The organism is Variovorax sp. CAN15 (assembly GCF_030462475.1).
Taxonomy (GTDB): domain Bacteria; phylum Pseudomonadota; class Gammaproteobacteria; order Burkholderiales; family Burkholderiaceae_C; genus Variovorax.
This window is the reverse complement of record NZ_JASMRZ010000032.1, coordinates 45,051-59,503: the sequence shown is the minus strand read 5'-3', so window position 1 is coordinate 59,503 and position 14,453 is coordinate 45,051. Positions and strand designations below refer to the sequence as shown.

13 protein-coding genes are annotated in these 14,453 nt (G+C 70.0%); 7 read left to right on the top strand and 6 right to left on the bottom strand.

Translation table 11 applies throughout. The annotated features are described in order from the left end of the window. On the bottom strand, window positions 1-117 hold a 117-nt coding region (locus QMO14_RS19605; protein ID WP_301509123.1), incomplete at its 3' end, for a helix-turn-helix domain-containing protein. A 125-nt stretch (window positions 118-242) separates the two neighbouring features. Next, window positions 243-1,151: a LysR family transcriptional regulator gene (locus QMO14_RS19600; RefSeq protein WP_301509120.1), complete on the bottom strand. Its 909-nt coding sequence runs from the start codon at window positions 1,149-1,151 to the stop codon at window positions 243-245. An 87-nt stretch (window positions 1,152-1,238) separates the two neighbouring features. On the opposite strand from QMO14_RS19600, the gene QMO14_RS19595 reads away from it, so the two are divergent. Together QMO14_RS19595 and QMO14_RS19590 are read left to right on the top strand one after the other, a co-directional pair. Continuing rightward, a complete protein-coding gene (locus tag QMO14_RS19595; protein ID WP_301509119.1) occupies window positions 1,239-2,249 on the top strand; it encodes a zinc-binding alcohol dehydrogenase family protein in 1,011 nt (336 codons plus the stop codon). A gap of 18 nt (window positions 2,250-2,267) precedes the next feature. Further along, window positions 2,268-2,846, top strand: coding sequence for a GNAT family N-acetyltransferase (locus QMO14_RS19590; protein WP_301509118.1), 579 nt, complete (start codon window positions 2,268-2,270; stop codon window positions 2,844-2,846). Here the strand turns inward: QMO14_RS19590 and QMO14_RS19585 are convergent. Genes QMO14_RS19585 through QMO14_RS19575 form a run of 3 tightly spaced genes read right to left on the bottom strand, consistent with a single transcriptional unit; the run spans window position 2,838 to window position 6,364 of the window. Then, complete coding sequence (locus QMO14_RS19585) at window positions 2,838-3,551, bottom strand: sulfite exporter TauE/SafE family protein (RefSeq protein ID WP_301509117.1); 714 nt, start codon at window positions 3,549-3,551, stop codon at window positions 2,838-2,840. The genes QMO14_RS19590 and QMO14_RS19585 overlap by 9 nt on opposite strands. Beyond that, a complete protein-coding gene (locus QMO14_RS19580) occupies window positions 3,548-4,987 on the bottom strand; it encodes an amidohydrolase family protein (RefSeq protein WP_301509116.1) in 1,440 nt (479 codons plus the stop codon). Before QMO14_RS19580 ends, QMO14_RS19585 begins: the two co-directional genes overlap by 4 nt. 42 nt (window positions 4,988-5,029) lie before the next feature. Next, window positions 5,030-6,364 (bottom strand): uracil-xanthine permease family protein, encoded by a 1,335-nt coding sequence (locus tag QMO14_RS19575; RefSeq protein WP_301509115.1) that lies wholly within the window; start codon window positions 6,362-6,364, stop codon window positions 5,030-5,032. 146 nt (window positions 6,365-6,510) lie between these two features. On the opposite strand from QMO14_RS19575, the gene QMO14_RS19570 reads away from it, so the two are divergent. Then, the gene (locus QMO14_RS19570) at window positions 6,511-7,560 is read left to right on the top strand and encodes a LacI family DNA-binding transcriptional regulator (protein WP_301509114.1); all 1,050 of its coding nucleotides are present in this window, start codon (window positions 6,511-6,513) and stop codon (window positions 7,558-7,560) included. A gap of 25 nt (window positions 7,561-7,585) precedes the next feature. Here the strand turns inward: QMO14_RS19570 and QMO14_RS19565 are convergent, their stop codons facing one another. Continuing rightward, window positions 7,586-8,959, bottom strand: coding sequence for a sorbosone dehydrogenase family protein (locus QMO14_RS19565; RefSeq protein WP_301509113.1), 1,374 nt, complete (start codon window positions 8,957-8,959; stop codon window positions 7,586-7,588). Window positions 8,960-9,123: 164 nt separating this feature from the next. Here QMO14_RS19565 and QMO14_RS19560 point away from each other — a divergent pair, with 164 nt between their 5' ends. The 4 genes from QMO14_RS19560 to QMO14_RS19545 all read left to right on the top strand — a co-directional run bounded on the left by QMO14_RS19560 (window position 9,124) and on the right by QMO14_RS19545 (window position 14,448). Next, window positions 9,124-9,897: an alanyl-tRNA editing protein gene (locus QMO14_RS19560; RefSeq protein ID WP_301509112.1), complete on the top strand. Its 774-nt coding sequence runs from the start codon at window positions 9,124-9,126 to the stop codon at window positions 9,895-9,897. A gap of 104 nt (window positions 9,898-10,001) precedes the next feature. Beyond that, window positions 10,002-12,185, top strand: a complete 2,184-nt coding sequence (locus QMO14_RS19555) for a protein-disulfide reductase DsbD (RefSeq protein WP_301509122.1) — start codon at window positions 10,002-10,004, stop codon at window positions 12,183-12,185. Window positions 12,186-12,279: 94 nt separating this feature from the next. After that, window positions 12,280-12,972: a thioredoxin family protein gene (locus tag QMO14_RS19550; protein ID WP_301509111.1), complete on the top strand. Its 693-nt coding sequence runs from the start codon at window positions 12,280-12,282 to the stop codon at window positions 12,970-12,972. Window positions 12,973-13,107: 135 nt separating this feature from the next. After that, window positions 13,108-14,448, top strand: a complete 1,341-nt coding sequence (locus QMO14_RS19545) for an MFS transporter (protein WP_301509110.1) — start codon at window positions 13,108-13,110, stop codon at window positions 14,446-14,448. Window positions 14,449-14,453 lie beyond the last annotated feature (5 nt).

The following is a 14,453-nucleotide window of genomic DNA, read 5'->3' as shown; positions in this document are numbered from 1 at the left end:
CGTGCTGGGAGCACGCCGCAAGGTCCGGGAGATCAATCTGGCGCTGCTGCCCTGCAGCTTCATCGCCATGATCATCCCTCGCTCTTCGGCACTCAGCTGTTCGTAACTCCTGGTCATGCAAGCTCTTCCCTTCAGGATCGAGTGTGTTGCACTTCAGAATTGAAACCGCCCCTACTTTTCTTTGGCGAAGCAAAGAAAAGTAGGTCGGCCGCCGGGCCGAGACCCGGCCCCGGGAAACAACCTCACCCCGAAGCCAGCAAAGCCTCGAATTTGAGAGCAAGAAATTCGACGAAAGCCCGAACCCGAGCCGGCACAAACCTCCCACTAGGCAGCAAAGCATGCAACGGATAAGGATCAGTCTCCCAATCCGCCAGCAACCGAACGAGCCGCCCTTCCCGAATGTCATCACGCACATCCAGCGCAGACTTCAGAGAGATCCCATACCCCGCCACAGTCCACTCCCGAGCCAGCGAAGCATCGTCCACGCTGCGATTCCCATTCACCCGCACCTCCGCCCATTGCCCGTTCTGCGCGAACCGCCACACCCGATGCCGCCGCCCCGACCGATTGAAGATCAGGCAGTTGTGATGCACCAGATCCTGCGGCACCCGGGGCGCCGGATGCCTCCGCAGGTAGTCGGGTGAAGCAGTGAGCAGCGGATTGGTCAACGCAAACGGCCGAGCCACCAGCCGCGAATCCGCCAGCGCGCCATAACGCAGCGCCACGTCGACCTCGTCGCGCATCACGTCCAGCGGCCGGTCTCCCACCGACAGCGACAGCTGCACCCCCGGATGCAGCGCCAGGAACTCGTCGAACCAAGGCAGCAGCGTGCTGCGCGTCAGATCCGAAGGCGAAGCCACGCGCAGGGTGCCGACCAGCTCGCCGCGATCGGCAGTGACCAGCGACTCCCCCTCGTCGAGCAACTCGAAGGCCCGCACCGCGTAGTCGAGCAGCGTCTGCCCCTGCGGCGTGAGGCGCATCGCCCGCGTCGACCGCTCGAACAGCCGCGCCCCGAGCTGCGCCTCCAGCCGCTTGAGCGTTGCGCTGGCAGCCGCCGGCGTGATCCCCAGCGCATGCGCCGCCGCGGTGAGCGTGCCCGCCCGCGCCGTGTGCACCAGCACCTGCAGATCGGAGATATTTTCAATCTTCATTTGAAACTGTTGCTGATTTCGCCCTACTTATCAAACCAGCCTTGCGATCCTACAGTTCAGCCATCGTCATTGAAAGGTGCATTCGCCATGAAAGCCGTCGGCTATTACCAGCCCCTCCCCATCGACAACCCCGAATCGCTGCAGGACATCGAGCTGCCCGCGCCCGTGCCCGGCGCACGCGACCTGCTGGTGCGCGTGAAGGCGGTGTCGGTCAACCCCGTGGACACCAAGGTCCGCAAGAACGCCGCGCCCGAGGCCGGCCAGGCCAAGGTGCTGGGCTGGGACGCCGTGGGCACGGTCGAGGCCATCGGCGCCGGCGTGAAGAACTTCAAGCCCGGCGACCGCGTGTACTACTCGGGCTCGATCATCCGCCCCGGCACCAACGCCGAACTGCATGCGGTGGACGAGCGCATCGCCGCTCTCGCGCCCAGGAGCCTCGACGACGCGCAGGCCGCCGCGCTGCCGCTGACCACCATCACCGCCTACGAGCTGCTGTTCGATCGCCTGCGCGTGCCCAAGGGCGGCGGCGAAGGCCAGACGCTGCTGGTCACCGGCGGTGCCGGCGGCGTGGGCTCCATCCTCATCCAGCTCGCGCGCCAGCTGACCAAGCTGCGCGTGATCGCCACCGCCTCGCGCGCCGAGACGCGTGCCTGGTGCCTGGAGCTGGGCGCGCACGCGGTCATCGACCACTCGAAGCCGCTGGCCGCCGAGCTGAAGGCCGCGGGCATCGGCGAGGTCGACATGGTCGCCAGCCTCACGCAGACCGACCAGCACTACGCGCAGATCATCGAAAGCCTCAAGCCCCAGGGCCAGCTCGCGGTGATCGACGACATGAAGGTGCTCGACGCGATGCCGCTGAAGACCAAGTGCATCTCGCTGCACTGGGAAATGATGTTCGCGCGCTCGCGCTTCGAGACGCCCGACATCGCCGAGCAGGGCGCGCTGCTGGCCGAGGTGGCCGCGCTGGTCGACGCGGGCCGCATCCGCACCACGGCGAACGCGAGCTTCGGCACCATCAACGCCGCCAACCTGCGCAAGGCGCATGCGCTCATCGAGAGCGGCAAGGCGCAGGGCAAGGTGGTGCTGGCCGGATTCTGAGCCAGCACAATCGGCGGCATGACCGCCGACATCATCGAATTCGACACGCCCCGCCTGCGTCTGCGCCAATGGCGCGACAGCGATCTCGCCCCCTTCTACGAGCTCGCGGGCGACCCGCTGCTGATGGAGTTCCTGCTGCCGCTGCCCACGCGCGCCGACAGCGACGCGGCGGTCGCGCGCACGCGCTCGCGCATCGCCGGGAACGGCTGGGGCTTCTGGGCGGTGGAGCACAGGGAATCGGGCGAGTTCATGGGCTTCACCGGGCTCAACTCACCCATGGCCGAGCTGCCCTTCTCGCCCTGCGTGGAGATCGGCTGGCGCTTCGCGCGCAAGTGGTGGGGCCACGGCCATGCGAGCGAGGCGGCGCGCGCCGCGCTGCAGGTGGGCTTCGAACGGCTCGGGCTGGACGAGATCGTCGCCTTCACCGCATGGAACAACACCCGCTCGGCGGCGGTGATGCAGCGTATCGGCATGAAGGAAGACGTGGCCGGCGCCTTCGACCATCCGCTGGTGCCCGAAGGCCACGCGCTGCGCCGGCACCGGCTCTACAGGCTCGGCCGCGCGGCCTGGCTGGCCGCGCACGGCGACTCAGAATGAATGCAGCAGCAGGGCCGCGCCCGACACGATCGCGAACACCTGCACGAAGACGCGCAGCACCCGCCCGTTGACGTGCCGGTGCACCACGCGGCTGAGCACCGCGCCCGCCACCAGCGCGGGCAGCAGCAGCGCGGCGGCCTGCAGCTGCGAACCGTCGATGCGCCCAGCCACCATCAGCGTGACCAGCGACACCAGCTCGCCGACCAGAAAGCACAGCGCGATGGTCGAGCGCATGGCGGGCGCCGGCTGGTGCTGGTAGACCAGCGCAAGCGGCGGCCCGCCGATGCCGGTCGCGGTCTCGGTGACGCCGGTGACGAGGCCGGCCGCCACGAAGGCGCCGCGCCCGGGCGAGAAGGCCGGCATCATCAGCGTGACCAGCGCCGCCGCGATGGTCGATGCGCCGACGAACAGCGACAGGTGGCTCGCGCTCAACGCCGCCAGCACCCATAGCCCGCCGCCGGTGCCGAGCAGGCGCCCCCCGCTGATCCAGCCGGCGCCGACACGGTCGATCGCGCCGCGTTCGCGCCACATCACGTAGAAGTTCAGCGGCAGCATCAGCACCAGCACGCACACCGGCAGCAGGTCGGGGCGCACGATGCCGATCACCGGCGCGGCGATCAATGCGAATCCGACACCGGTCGCGCCCTGCACGAAGGCGGCGAACAGCACGGCGGCGGAGACGAGAAGAAGATGCTGCGCGCTCACTGCGGCCCCATCCCAAGCCCGAGCCCGCCGTCGGCGCGCGTGCGGCACAGGCGCCGATGCTCGGCCGCCGTCGGATGCAGGCGCAGGATGGGCGCGCGGTCCATCGCCGCATGCGCGAGCTCCGCGAGCCGGCGCTGCAGCGCGCGGGCGTCCCAGTCGGGCGGCCATCCTTCCCACAGGCGCAGGCGTCCGGCCACGAACACGGCGGTGATCTGGTCGCGGTTGCCCAGGCGCACCAGGTCCCAGGTGAGATCGACGGAGGTGCACATTTCGGGCGTGTCGACGTCGACGACCAGGAAGTCGGCCTGCTTGCCCGCTGCGATCTCGCCGCTCAGGTGGTCCAGGCCCACGGCGCGCGCACCCTCGTGCGTGGCATGGTCGAACCAGGTCCAGCCGCCCCCGCTCGACGCATCGCCGATGGCCAGCCCGAAGGCCAGCTTCTGCGCCGCCTCGGCCGCATCCATCAGGCGGAAGGCGTCGCTGCGCGTGGCATCGGTGCCCAGGCCGAAGCGGATGCCCATGGCCGCCATCAGGTTCGCGGGCGCCACGGCGTTGCCCTTCCACTGGCTGGCGACGGGGTTGTAGCTCACGGCGGTGTCGGTGTCGCGCAGCAGCACCAGTTCGGACGGCGTGACGAGCGTGCCGTGCGCGATGAGCACCTGGGGGCCCAGCGCGCCCAGCCGCGCCAGCAGCTCGAGCGGCCGGCTGCCGCGCTGGACCACCGAGCGCTCGACCGACGCGAGGTGTTCGTTGACGTGCGTCTGGAACACGGTGCGCGCTTCGGCGCAAAGGGCCGAGACGCTCGCGAGCATCTCGTCGGAGGCGGCCTCGGGCACCGAGATGGCGAGCGACGGATGCACCAGCCCCTCGCGCGGCCAGCGGCCGAGGAACTGCCCGGCCCGTGCCAGGATCTCCCGGCGCTCGCCGGCACTGCTGTCGTTGCCGCCGTCGTTGCAGATCAGGCCGAGCACGCAGCGCAGCCCCGCTTCCTGCACGGCGGCCGCGATGGCGCCGATGTCGCCCGGCGCGCGCGTGCCCGCGTCGCAGACGGTGGTGAAGCCGCCGCGCAGCGACTCGAGCGCCGCGAGCTTGGAGGCCAGGTAGACGAACTCGTCGTCCAGGCTGGATTCGAGCGGCACCCACACCCGGCGGAATATCTCGGAGGGCTCGCCATAGGCCAGCGACTTGCCGAAGGACTGGGTCAGGTGGTGGTGCGCGTCGATCATGCCGGGCATCAGCAGCTTGCCGGGCAGGGCCAGCGGCGCGAGATGCGGGTGGCGCGCGGCAAGGACGCCGGCGGGGCCGACATCGCGGAACAGGCCGCCGGCCACCAGCACGGCATGGCCGGCGACGGGGCCGTCGCGCAGCATCAGGTGATCGGGAACGAGCAGCAGCTCGTCGGCCGCGAGCATCGCGGCGTCGAGGTCAGGAGACATGTCGAAGAGGAAAAGAAGAAAGGGAAGGAAGCGCGGCCGGGCTCATGCCTGCGAAGCCGGCGCCAGCTCGGCGCGCTCCGCGTGGACGCGGTTGAAGACCATGTTGAGCACCACCGCGGTGAGCGATCCCATGGCAAGCCCGTTGCCCAGCACCAGCTGCAGCGTGTCGGGAAAGCGGCTGTAGAGCCCCGGCACGACGATGGGCAGCAGGCCCATGGTCAGCGCGCCGGCCAGCACGAACATGTTGCCGCGCTCGTGCAGGTCGACCTTGCGCAGCATGTCGATGCCCATCGTGCCGATGATCGCGAACACCACCATCGCGGTGCCGCCCACCACGGCCGAGGGAATGGCGCTGGCCAGGCGGCCCAGCGGCGCCGACAGCGCGATGAGGATCAGGATCGCCCCGGCCGTGGCGGTGACGTAGCGCGAGCGCACGTTGGTGGCGCGCACGATGCCGATGTTCTCGCCGCTTGTGATGATCATCGAGGTGCCGAACAGCCCGCCCGCCAGCGACACCAGCGCGTCGCCGCGGATGGTGCGCGGCACGGCGTCGCGCGGATCGATCCTGCGGCCCACCACCTCGGCCACCGCCACCGTCTGGCCCGTGGCCTCGACCATCGAGATCACGCTGAAGATCAGCAACGGCACGGCCGCCACCACGTCGAAATGCGGCATGCCGAAGGGCAGCAGCGTCGGCGCGCTCCAGAAGGGGCCGGCCGCGACGGCGCCGAAATCCATCAGCCCACAGGCCGCCGCGAGCAAGGTGCCCGCCAGCAGCCCCAGCAGCACCGCCAGCTGCCCGAGCATGCCCTTGAACAGCCGCGCGAACAGCACCGTGAAGCCGATGGTCGCCAGCGCCAGACCGATGTTCGCGGGGTCGGCGAAGGTCGGCGTGCCGGCCTTGCCCGCGATGATGCCGCCGTACACCTTCACGAGGTTGATGGACACCAGCAGCAGCAAGGTGCCGATGACGATCTTCGGAAAGTAGCGCAGGCAGCGCGCGAACACCGGCAGCACCAGGAAATAGAACAGCGCCGTGAGGATCACCGCGCCGGAGGCGGTCTGCAGGTCGCGCTGCTGCGCGATGGTCACGAACATCACGATGGGCGCGCCGCCCGGCACCATGACGAAGGGCAGCCGCGCCCCGAACTTCCATGGCCCGAAGGACTGCAGCAGCGTGCCCACGCCGCACAGCAGAAAGGTGGCGCTGATCAGGTTGACCGTGAGCGCGGCAGGCAGGCCCAGCGCCTTGGCCACCAGGAAAACCGAGGTGATGGGCACGGCAGCCATCACCAGCACATGCTGCAGGCCGAACAGGAGCAGTTGCGAAACGGGCAGCACGGCGTCGACGGCAGGGGCGTCGGATACACGGGACATGATCGAATCCTTTGACCGGATTGGCGCCCAAATCGATTTGGGCGTGCTCGCAAAAAAATCCGCCGAGGCGGGTGAAGTACATTCCGGGACAACGCGCCCAAAACGATTTGGGGATTGAAGCACCGGTTTTCGAAAAGGTCAACGGGATGAGTACCGAGCCATCGCCGCGAGCGAACATCAAGGACGTGGCGCGCGAGGCGGGCGTATCGCCCACCACCGTCTCCCATGCGCTCAACGCCCGCGGCCAGGTGGACGCCGAAACCCGCGCGCGCGTCGAGAAGGCCGCCCTGAAGCTGGGCTACCGGCCCAACCGCAACGCGCAGCGGCTGCGCACGGGCGAGGCGCACATGATCGTGCTGCTGTCGTCGATGCCTTTCGCTGTGGCGGGCGGCCCTTCGCGGCTCGGCTTCCTGATGGAGGTGGCGGCCGTGGCGGCCTCCGCTGCGCTCGACCGGAGCCTGGCCCTGGTGCTGGCTCCGCCCATGGAAACGGGGCGCGTGCCGATGGAACTGCTCGACGTGGACGGGGCGCTGGTCATCGAGCCCTCGGCCGGAGACCCGAACATGGACTACCTGCTGCGGCGCGGCCTGCCGGTGGTGGCCATCGGCAAGCCCGCCGAGGCGGCCGATGCCGCCACAAGCGGGACGGCCATGCCGCCCTACGTCGACATCCATTCCGGGGACACCACCCGGCTGCTGCTGGAGCACCTGCATGCGCAGGGTGCGCGCAGGATCGCGATGATCCTGGGCTCGGCGCAGCGCAACTCCTACCTCGAAGGCCAGACTGCCTACCTGGCCTTCGCCGCCGCGCACGGGCAGGCGCCGCTGCTGTCGCTGGTCGACGAGGCCAGCGGCGAAGGCGGCGGCCGCGACGCCGCGCTGGCGCTGCTGGCGGCCCACCCCGGCATCGATGCCTTCTGCGTGCCGGTGGATGCCTTCGCCACGGGCGCCGTCGCCGCGGTTCTCGAGACCGGCCGGCGCATCCCCGAGGACGTGATGGTCGCCACCCGCTACGACGGCCTTCGCGCGCGCACCAGCGTGCCGCCGCTCACGGCCGTGGACCTGCACCTGGACGAGGTGGCGCAGCAGGCCATCGCGCTGCTCTTCGACCACCTTCGCGGCGATACGGCACGGCGCAAGGTCGACGGGCCGGCGGCGCAGCTCGTGCCACGGCTGTCGTCGGCCCGTCGGGGCTGAACGCGGCGAGGGGCCATTCGAATGGCTACCTGGCCCTCGACACCCGCCACACGGTGTTGCCCACGTCGTCCGCCACGATCAGCGCGCCGCCCTTGTCGAGCGCCACGCCCACCGGGCGGCCCTGCGCCTTCTCGTCGGCGCTGAGGAAGCCGGTCAGCACGTCGATGGGCGGCCCGCTGGGCTTGCCGCCGATGAAGGGCACGAACACCACCTTGTAGCCCGACTTGGGCTTGCGGTTCCACGAGCCGTGCTCGCCGATGAAGACGCCGCTGGCGAATTGCTCGGGCATGCCGCCCGGGCGCGAGAACACCATGCCCAGCGGCGCGACGTGCGAGCCCAGCGCGTAGTCGGGCGCGATGGCCTTGGCCACCATCTGAGGGTTCTGCGGCTGCACGCGCGCGTCGACCACGCCGCCGTAGTAGCTCCAGGGCCAGCCGTAGAAGGCGCCGTCCTTCACCGAGGTGAGGTAGTCGGGCACGAGGTCGCTGCCGATCTCGTCGCGCTCGTTCACCACGGTCCACAGCACCTGGGTGTCGGGCTCCCAGCCCATGCCGTTGGGGTTGCGCAGGCCGCTGGCGAAGAGGCGCTTCTCGCCGCTCTTGGTGTCGACCTCCCAGATGGCGGCGCGGCCTTCCTCGGCCGGCAGGCCGTTCTCGCCGATGTTGCTGTTGGAGCCGACCGTCACGTAGAGCTTGCTGCCGTCGGCGTTGGCGATCACGTTCTTGGTCCAGTGGTGGTTGATGCCGGCGGGCAGCTGCGTCACCAGCGTGGGGCTGGCGGCAATGGATGTCTGGCCCTCGGTGTAGGGCACCTTCACGAGCGCGTCGGCGTTGGCGACGAAGAGCTCGTTGCCCACCAGCACCATGCCGTAGGGCGAGCGCAGCTTGCTCATGAACACCTGCTTCACCTCGGCCTGTCCGTCGCCGTCGGCATCGCGCAGCAGGGTGATGCGGTCGGCGCTGGGCACGCCCGCGCCGGCGCGGCCCATGACCTTGCCCATGACCCAGTTGCGAATGGCGGCGACGGGGCCGCTGCCGCCGTCGCTGCTGTCGGCGGGCCTGGGCGGCTTGTTGCTCTCGGCCACCAGGATGTCGCCGTTGGGCAGCGTGTAGACCCAGCGCGGGTGATCGAGGCCGCGCGCCAGCGCCGTCACCTTCAGGCCCTCGGCGGGAACGGGCGTCGCGGTGTCGGTCCAGCCGACGGCGGGGGCGACGTTGACGGTGGGAATCAGGGTCTTGTTCGGCTCGGCCAGCTGCGGGCGCGGGCCGGTCGTCAGCTCGGGCGCGAGCTTGGCGGCCTCGCCGCAGCCGGCGAGGAGCAGCGCGGCGGCCAAGGTCACGGCAGTGACTTTGGGCCAGAAGGGCGCGATGCGGGTGGGTGCTTGCTGCTGTCGTTCCATGCGTGTTCCTTCATGCGGCACTGATGCGGCACTGATGCGGCGCCGTGGCGGCGGCGTGCCGCCTGCGGCACATCTTCCACAGTCCGGCCCACCGGGGAGTGTCGGCCGTGGGCGCTTTCTGGCGTGGGCGCACCTCATTCGCGCATCGCCGCTACCATCGCCGGATGACCGACGACCTGTTCCGCGCCGRCGCCTACCTGCGCAGCTGCGACGCCCGCATCGTGCGAATCGACGACACCGGCATCGTGCTGGACCGCACGGTGTTCTACCCGCTGGGTGGCGGACAGGCTGGAGACAGCGGCGTGCTGGCCCTGGCCGATGGCCGCGAAGTCGTCATCGCCGACACCCGCAAGGCCAAGGACGCGGAAGGCCGGCCCACCGACGAGTTCATCCACGTGCCGGCCCCCGGGCAAGAGGAACTTTTGGCCGCGCTGAAGCCCGGCGACGCGCTCGCCGCCCGCATCGACTGGGAGCGCCGCCACCGCCTGATGCGCTTCCACACAGCCACCCACCTCCTGTGCCACCTGGTGCCGCAGCCGGTGAACGGCTGCTCCATCACCCCCGAGTACGCACGGCTCGACTTCCACATGACCGAACCGCTGGACAAGGACTCGCTGACCGCCGGCCTCGCCCGGCTGGTCGAGGCGGCCCACCCGCTGACGGTGGGCGCCATCACCGACGAGGAGCTCGACGCCAACCCCGCGCTGGTCAAGAGCATGAGCGTGCAGCCGCCGCGCGGCACGGGCACGGTACGCACCATCCGCATCGGCGGCGCGGGCGAGGGCGAGACGGCGATCGACTTCCAGCCCTGCGGCGGCACGCATGTTGCAAACACCGCCGAGATCGGCGCGATGGTTGTCACCAAGATCGAGAAGAAGAGCGCCAGCAGCCGCCGCGTGGTGCTGGGCTGGGCTCCCCAGGGCGCCGCGGCTGCCTGAACGAAACACCCGGAACTTCGCCTCCACCGACTGCTCCGACTGACGGCATGATCTTCCCGCGCATCCAATTCGCTACGCTTCTGATAGCAACAGCCGCAGCCAGCATGCCGGCCATGGCGCAATCGACACCCGATCTGGGGTCCAAGCCGGGCGCCGTGGTCACCACGCCCCATGTGCGCGCCGAACTCATCGCACACGCCCCCGACGGCGTGACGCCCGGCGCCCCGGTGTGGGTCGGCCTGCAGATCGCGCACCAGCCCGAGTGGCACACCTACTGGAAGAACGCCGGCGATTCCGGCCTGCCCACCGAGATGACGTGGACGCTGCCGGCGGGCGTCTCGGCCGGCGAGACCGCATGGCCGGCGCCCGGGAAGATCCCGGTCGGCAGCCTCGCCAACTACGGCTACGAGAACACGGTGCTGCTGCCGGTGCCGCTGGAGGTGTCCACGCTCTACAAGCCGCCGGTGGCGCTGGGCGGCACCCCGGCCATGGACATCCAGCTCAAGGCCTCCTGGCTGGTCTGCCGCAAGGAATGCATTCCCGAGGAAGGCACCTTCACGCTGGCCCTGCCGCTGCAGGGGTCCACCGCGCTGCACAAGGCCGAGTTCGACGCAGCCCTCGCCTCCGCCCCCCAGCCGCTGGCAAAGCCGGGCGCCGTGGAGGTCGACGGCCACAGCCTGAAGGTGCGGCTCGAGGGCCTGCCCGCCGCCGCGCAGGGCAAGACGCTGGAGTTCTTCCCCGAGACCCCCGAGGTGATCCGCACCGCGGCCGTCTCGGGCAAGGACTGGACCCAATCCTGGCAGGGCGACACCTGGACCGCCACCGTGCCGCTGGCGGATCAGCGCAGCGCGAGCCCCACCGTCATGCCGGTGGTGGTAACGCTGCCCGAGGCCGACCGCCAGCCCGGCCGGCCGGTGGCCTGGCGCGCCGAGGCGCCTGTCTCGGGCGCCTGGCCCGCGGCGGCCGCGCCGCGCGCCGCGGAGGTGCCGGCCGCGCTGCAGGCGGCGCTCGCGGCCAATGCCGCCAATGCCGGTGCGGCCAAGGCCGCTGAACTGCCCGCGCCGTCTTCCACCACCTTCATGGCCGCGCTGCTGGGCGCCCTGCTCGGCGGCCTGCTGCTGAACCTGATGCCCTGCGTGTTCCCGATCCTCGCGATCAAGGTGCTGGGTTTTGCGCGGCAGGCGGGCAACGCCAGCGCGCACCGCAAGGCCGGGCTGGCCTACACGGGCGGCGTGATGCTGTCCTTCCTCGCGCTCGGCGGCGGCATGCTGGCGCTGCGCGCGGCGGGCGCCGGGCTGGGCTGGGGCTTCCAGCTGCAGTCGCCGGGCGTGGTGGCTGCTCTTGCCGCACTCTTCACGCTGATCGGGCTGAACCTCGCGGGCGTGTTCGAGTTCGGCCGCGCCGCGCCCTCGTCCGTGTGCAGCGCGCAGGCCAGGCACCCGCTGGCCAACGACTTCCTGTCGGGCGTGCTCGCCGTGGTGATCGCATCGCCCTGCTCCGCGCCGTTCATGGGCGCCTCGCTGGGCTTCGCCATCGGACTGCCGGCCTCGCAGGCGCTGCTGCTGTTCGCGGCGCTGGGCTTCGGGCTGGCGCTGCCGTACCTGGTGGCCGGCTTCGTGCCCGCCGTGGCCTACCTGCTGCCCAAGCCCGGCCCTTGGATGGGCACGCTGCGCCGCCTGCTCGCCTTCCCGATGTTCGCCACCGTGGCGTGGCTGGTGTGGGTGCTGGGCCAGCAAAGCGGCATCGACGGCGCGGGCACGCTGCTGGCGCTGCTGGTGTGCATGGCCGCCGTCGTCTGGGCGCTCACGTTGCGCGGGCGCACGCGGCTGGTGATCGCCGGCGTGCTGATCGCCTTCACCGCCGTGCTTACCGCCGCCATCGGCCGCAACGTGCTGCAGGTGGTGGAGCCGGCGAAGCTGGCATCGGCCGGCACGACGGACGGGGCCGGCCAGCGCTGGCAGCCCTGGTCCGCCGAGCGCGCGGCGCAGCTGTCGGACTCGGGCCGGCCGGTGTTCATCGACTTCACCGCCGCATGGTGCGTGACCTGCCAGTACAACAAGAAGAGCACCCTGTCCGACGCGCAGGTGCTGGCCGACTTCGACGCCAAGAAGGTCGCGATGCTGCGCGCCGACTGGACCCGGCGCGATCCGGCCATCACCGCCGCGCTCACCGCGCTGGGCCGCAGCGGCGTACCGGTGTACGTGCTGCAGGCGCCGGGCAAGCCGCCGGTCGTGCTGACGGAGATACTGGGCAAGGACGAAGTCCGCGCCGCGCTGGCCGCGCTTTGACCACCGGCGTGACATGGGTTGTCACAAGCACTTGAAGAAACCGTTCTAAGCTGCAGTTGTTGTTTGGAATTTTGTTTTGGAGTTCAAGCTGGCCATGTCTCTTTCGCCAACCGCCGACTCGCGTTCCTTCCGCGCCGCGCGCAACGCCCGCGCCGCCCTGAGCCGGGCCTCCCGCCGTGCCGTCGTCGCCGCAGCCGTGGCGCTGGGCGCCACCTTCCTGATGGGCAGCAACGCCGCCGCGGCCCCCGCCGTGGGCCAGCAGGCGCCCGATTTCGTCGCCGTCGACACCACCGGCGCCAAGCACAAGCTCTCCGATTTCGCGGGCAAGTTCGTCGTGCTCGAATGGACCAACCCCGGCTGCCCCTTCGTGCGCAAGCACTACGGCAGCGGCAACATGCCCGCCACGCAGAAGGCCGCGACCGACAAGGGCGTGGTGTGGCTGGCCATCAATTCCACCGAGCGCGCCGCCACCGACTACCTGAAGCCCGACGCGCTCGACGCCTGGATGAAGTCGCAGAAGGCCGCGCCCACCGCCGTGCTGATGGACGAGGACGGCGTCATCGGCCAGGTCTACGGCGCGCGCACCACGCCGCACATCTTCATCATCGACCCCAAGGGCACGCTGGTTTACGCGGGCGGCATCGACAGCATCGCCTCGGCGCGCGCCGACGACATCAAGACCGCGACCAACTACGTGAACCAGGCGCTGGGCGAGGCCTTCGGCGGCAAGCCGATCTCGGCCTCCGCCACGCGGCCCTACGGCTGCTCGATCAAGTACAAGACCTGAGCGGCAGGGCCTGAGCGCCCCCGCCGCCCACCCGCCGCGTCCGGAGAGTGACAGCTACCTGACCGCCGCAGTCAGGTTGCGGTCGGGGAGCCCGGCCTACCCTTGGCGGTCACACATGCCACAGGGGACAACGACATGAATCCCGCGCCTTCCAACGCGCCGAAGGGCGCTGTCGGATCGCACACCTCCACTGCCTCATCCTCCAAGTTCGCCACCGTCCTGCGCGTGACCGGCGGCAACTTCATGGAGATGTTCGACTTCTTCCTGTTCGGCTTCTACGCCACGCAGATCTCGAAGGCCTTCTTCCCGTCGGGCAACGAGTTCGCATCGCTGATGCTGACCTTCATGACCTTCGGCGCCGGCTTCCTGATGCGGCCGCTGGGAGCGATCTTCCTGGGCGCATACGTCGACCGCGTGGGCCGCCGCCAGGGCCTGATCGTCACGCTCGCGCTGATGGCGCTCGGCACGCTCCTGATCGCCTGCGTGCCTTCGTACGCGACCATCGGCCTCGCGGCGCCGCTGCTGGTGCTCATCGGCCGGCTGCTGCAGGGCTTCTCGGCCGGCGTGGAGCTCGGTGGGGTGTCGGTGTACCTGTCGGAAATGGCAACGCCGGGCCACAAGGGCTTCTACGTGAGCTGGCAGTCGGCCAGCCAGCAGGTGGCCATCGTCGTGGCGGCGGCGCTGGGCTACTGGCTCAACGTGACCTTCACGCCGCAGGAGATCGGCGACTTCTACTGGCGCATTCCCTTCTTCGTGGGCTGCCTGATCGTGCCGGTGCTGTTCATCATCCGCCGCTCGCTGCAGGAGACCGAGGAGTTCATGGCGCGCAAGCATCGTCCCGACGCGCGCGAGATCTTCCGCTCGATGGTCGCCAACTGGGGCCTGGTGATCGCCGGGATGATGCTGGTGTCGATGACCACCGTATCGTTCTACCTGATCACCGTCTACACGCCCACCTTCGGCAAGGCCGTGCTGCACCTGAGCACCACCGACGCGCTGATCGTCACGCTGTGCGTGGCCATCTCCAACTTCTTCTGGCTGCCGGTCATGGGCGGGCTGTCCGACCGCGTGGGCCGCAAGCCGTTGCTGATCGTGTTCACGGTGCTGACCATCCTCACCGCGTACCCGGCCCTCAAGTGGCTGGTGGGCGCGCCCAGCTTCGCGCGAATGCTCGAAGTGGAGCTGTGGCTGTCCTTCCTTTATGCGAGCTACAACGGCGCGATGGTGGTGGCACTCACCGAGGTGATGCCGGTCAACGTGCGTACCGCCGGCTTCTCGCTGGCCTACAGCCTGGCCACGGCGATCTTCGGCGGCTTCACGCCGGCCATCGCCACCGGCCTGATCGAGATGACCGGCGACAAGGGCGCGCCGGGCCTGTGGATGACGGGCGCCGCCGTCTGCGGCCTGATCGCCACGCTGGTGCTTTACCGCCGCAACGTGAACCCGGCCGACGCCAGGCGCGTGCCGGTGGTCTGACCGGC

Coding starts and splice junctions, on each gene's coding strand:
- QMO14_RS19545 (WP_301509110.1), top strand. CDS start 13,108: ATGAATCCCGCGCCTTCCAACGCGCCGAAGGGCGCTGTCGGATCGCAC.
- QMO14_RS19565 (WP_301509113.1), bottom strand. CDS start 8,959: ATGGAACGACAGCAGCAAGCACCCACCCGCATCGCGCCCTTCTGGCCC.
- QMO14_RS19575 (WP_301509115.1), bottom strand. CDS start 6,364: ATGTCCCGTGTATCCGACGCCCCTGCCGTCGACGCCGTGCTGCCCGTT.
- QMO14_RS19595 (WP_301509119.1), top strand. CDS start 1,239: ATGAAAGCCGTCGGCTATTACCAGCCCCTCCCCATCGACAACCCCGAA.
- QMO14_RS19580 (WP_301509116.1), bottom strand. CDS start 4,987: ATGTCTCCTGACCTCGACGCCGCGATGCTCGCGGCCGACGAGCTGCTG.
- QMO14_RS19550 (WP_301509111.1), top strand. CDS start 12,280: ATGTCTCTTTCGCCAACCGCCGACTCGCGTTCCTTCCGCGCCGCGCGC.
- QMO14_RS19590 (WP_301509118.1), top strand. CDS start 2,268: ATGACCGCCGACATCATCGAATTCGACACGCCCCGCCTGCGTCTGCGC.
- QMO14_RS19600 (WP_301509120.1), bottom strand. CDS start 1,151: ATGAAGATTGAAAATATCTCCGATCTGCAGGTGCTGGTGCACACGGCG.
- QMO14_RS19570 (WP_301509114.1), top strand. CDS start 6,511: ATGAGTACCGAGCCATCGCCGCGAGCGAACATCAAGGACGTGGCGCGC.
- QMO14_RS19555 (WP_301509122.1), top strand. CDS start 10,002: ATGCCGGCCATGGCGCAATCGACACCCGATCTGGGGTCCAAGCCGGGC.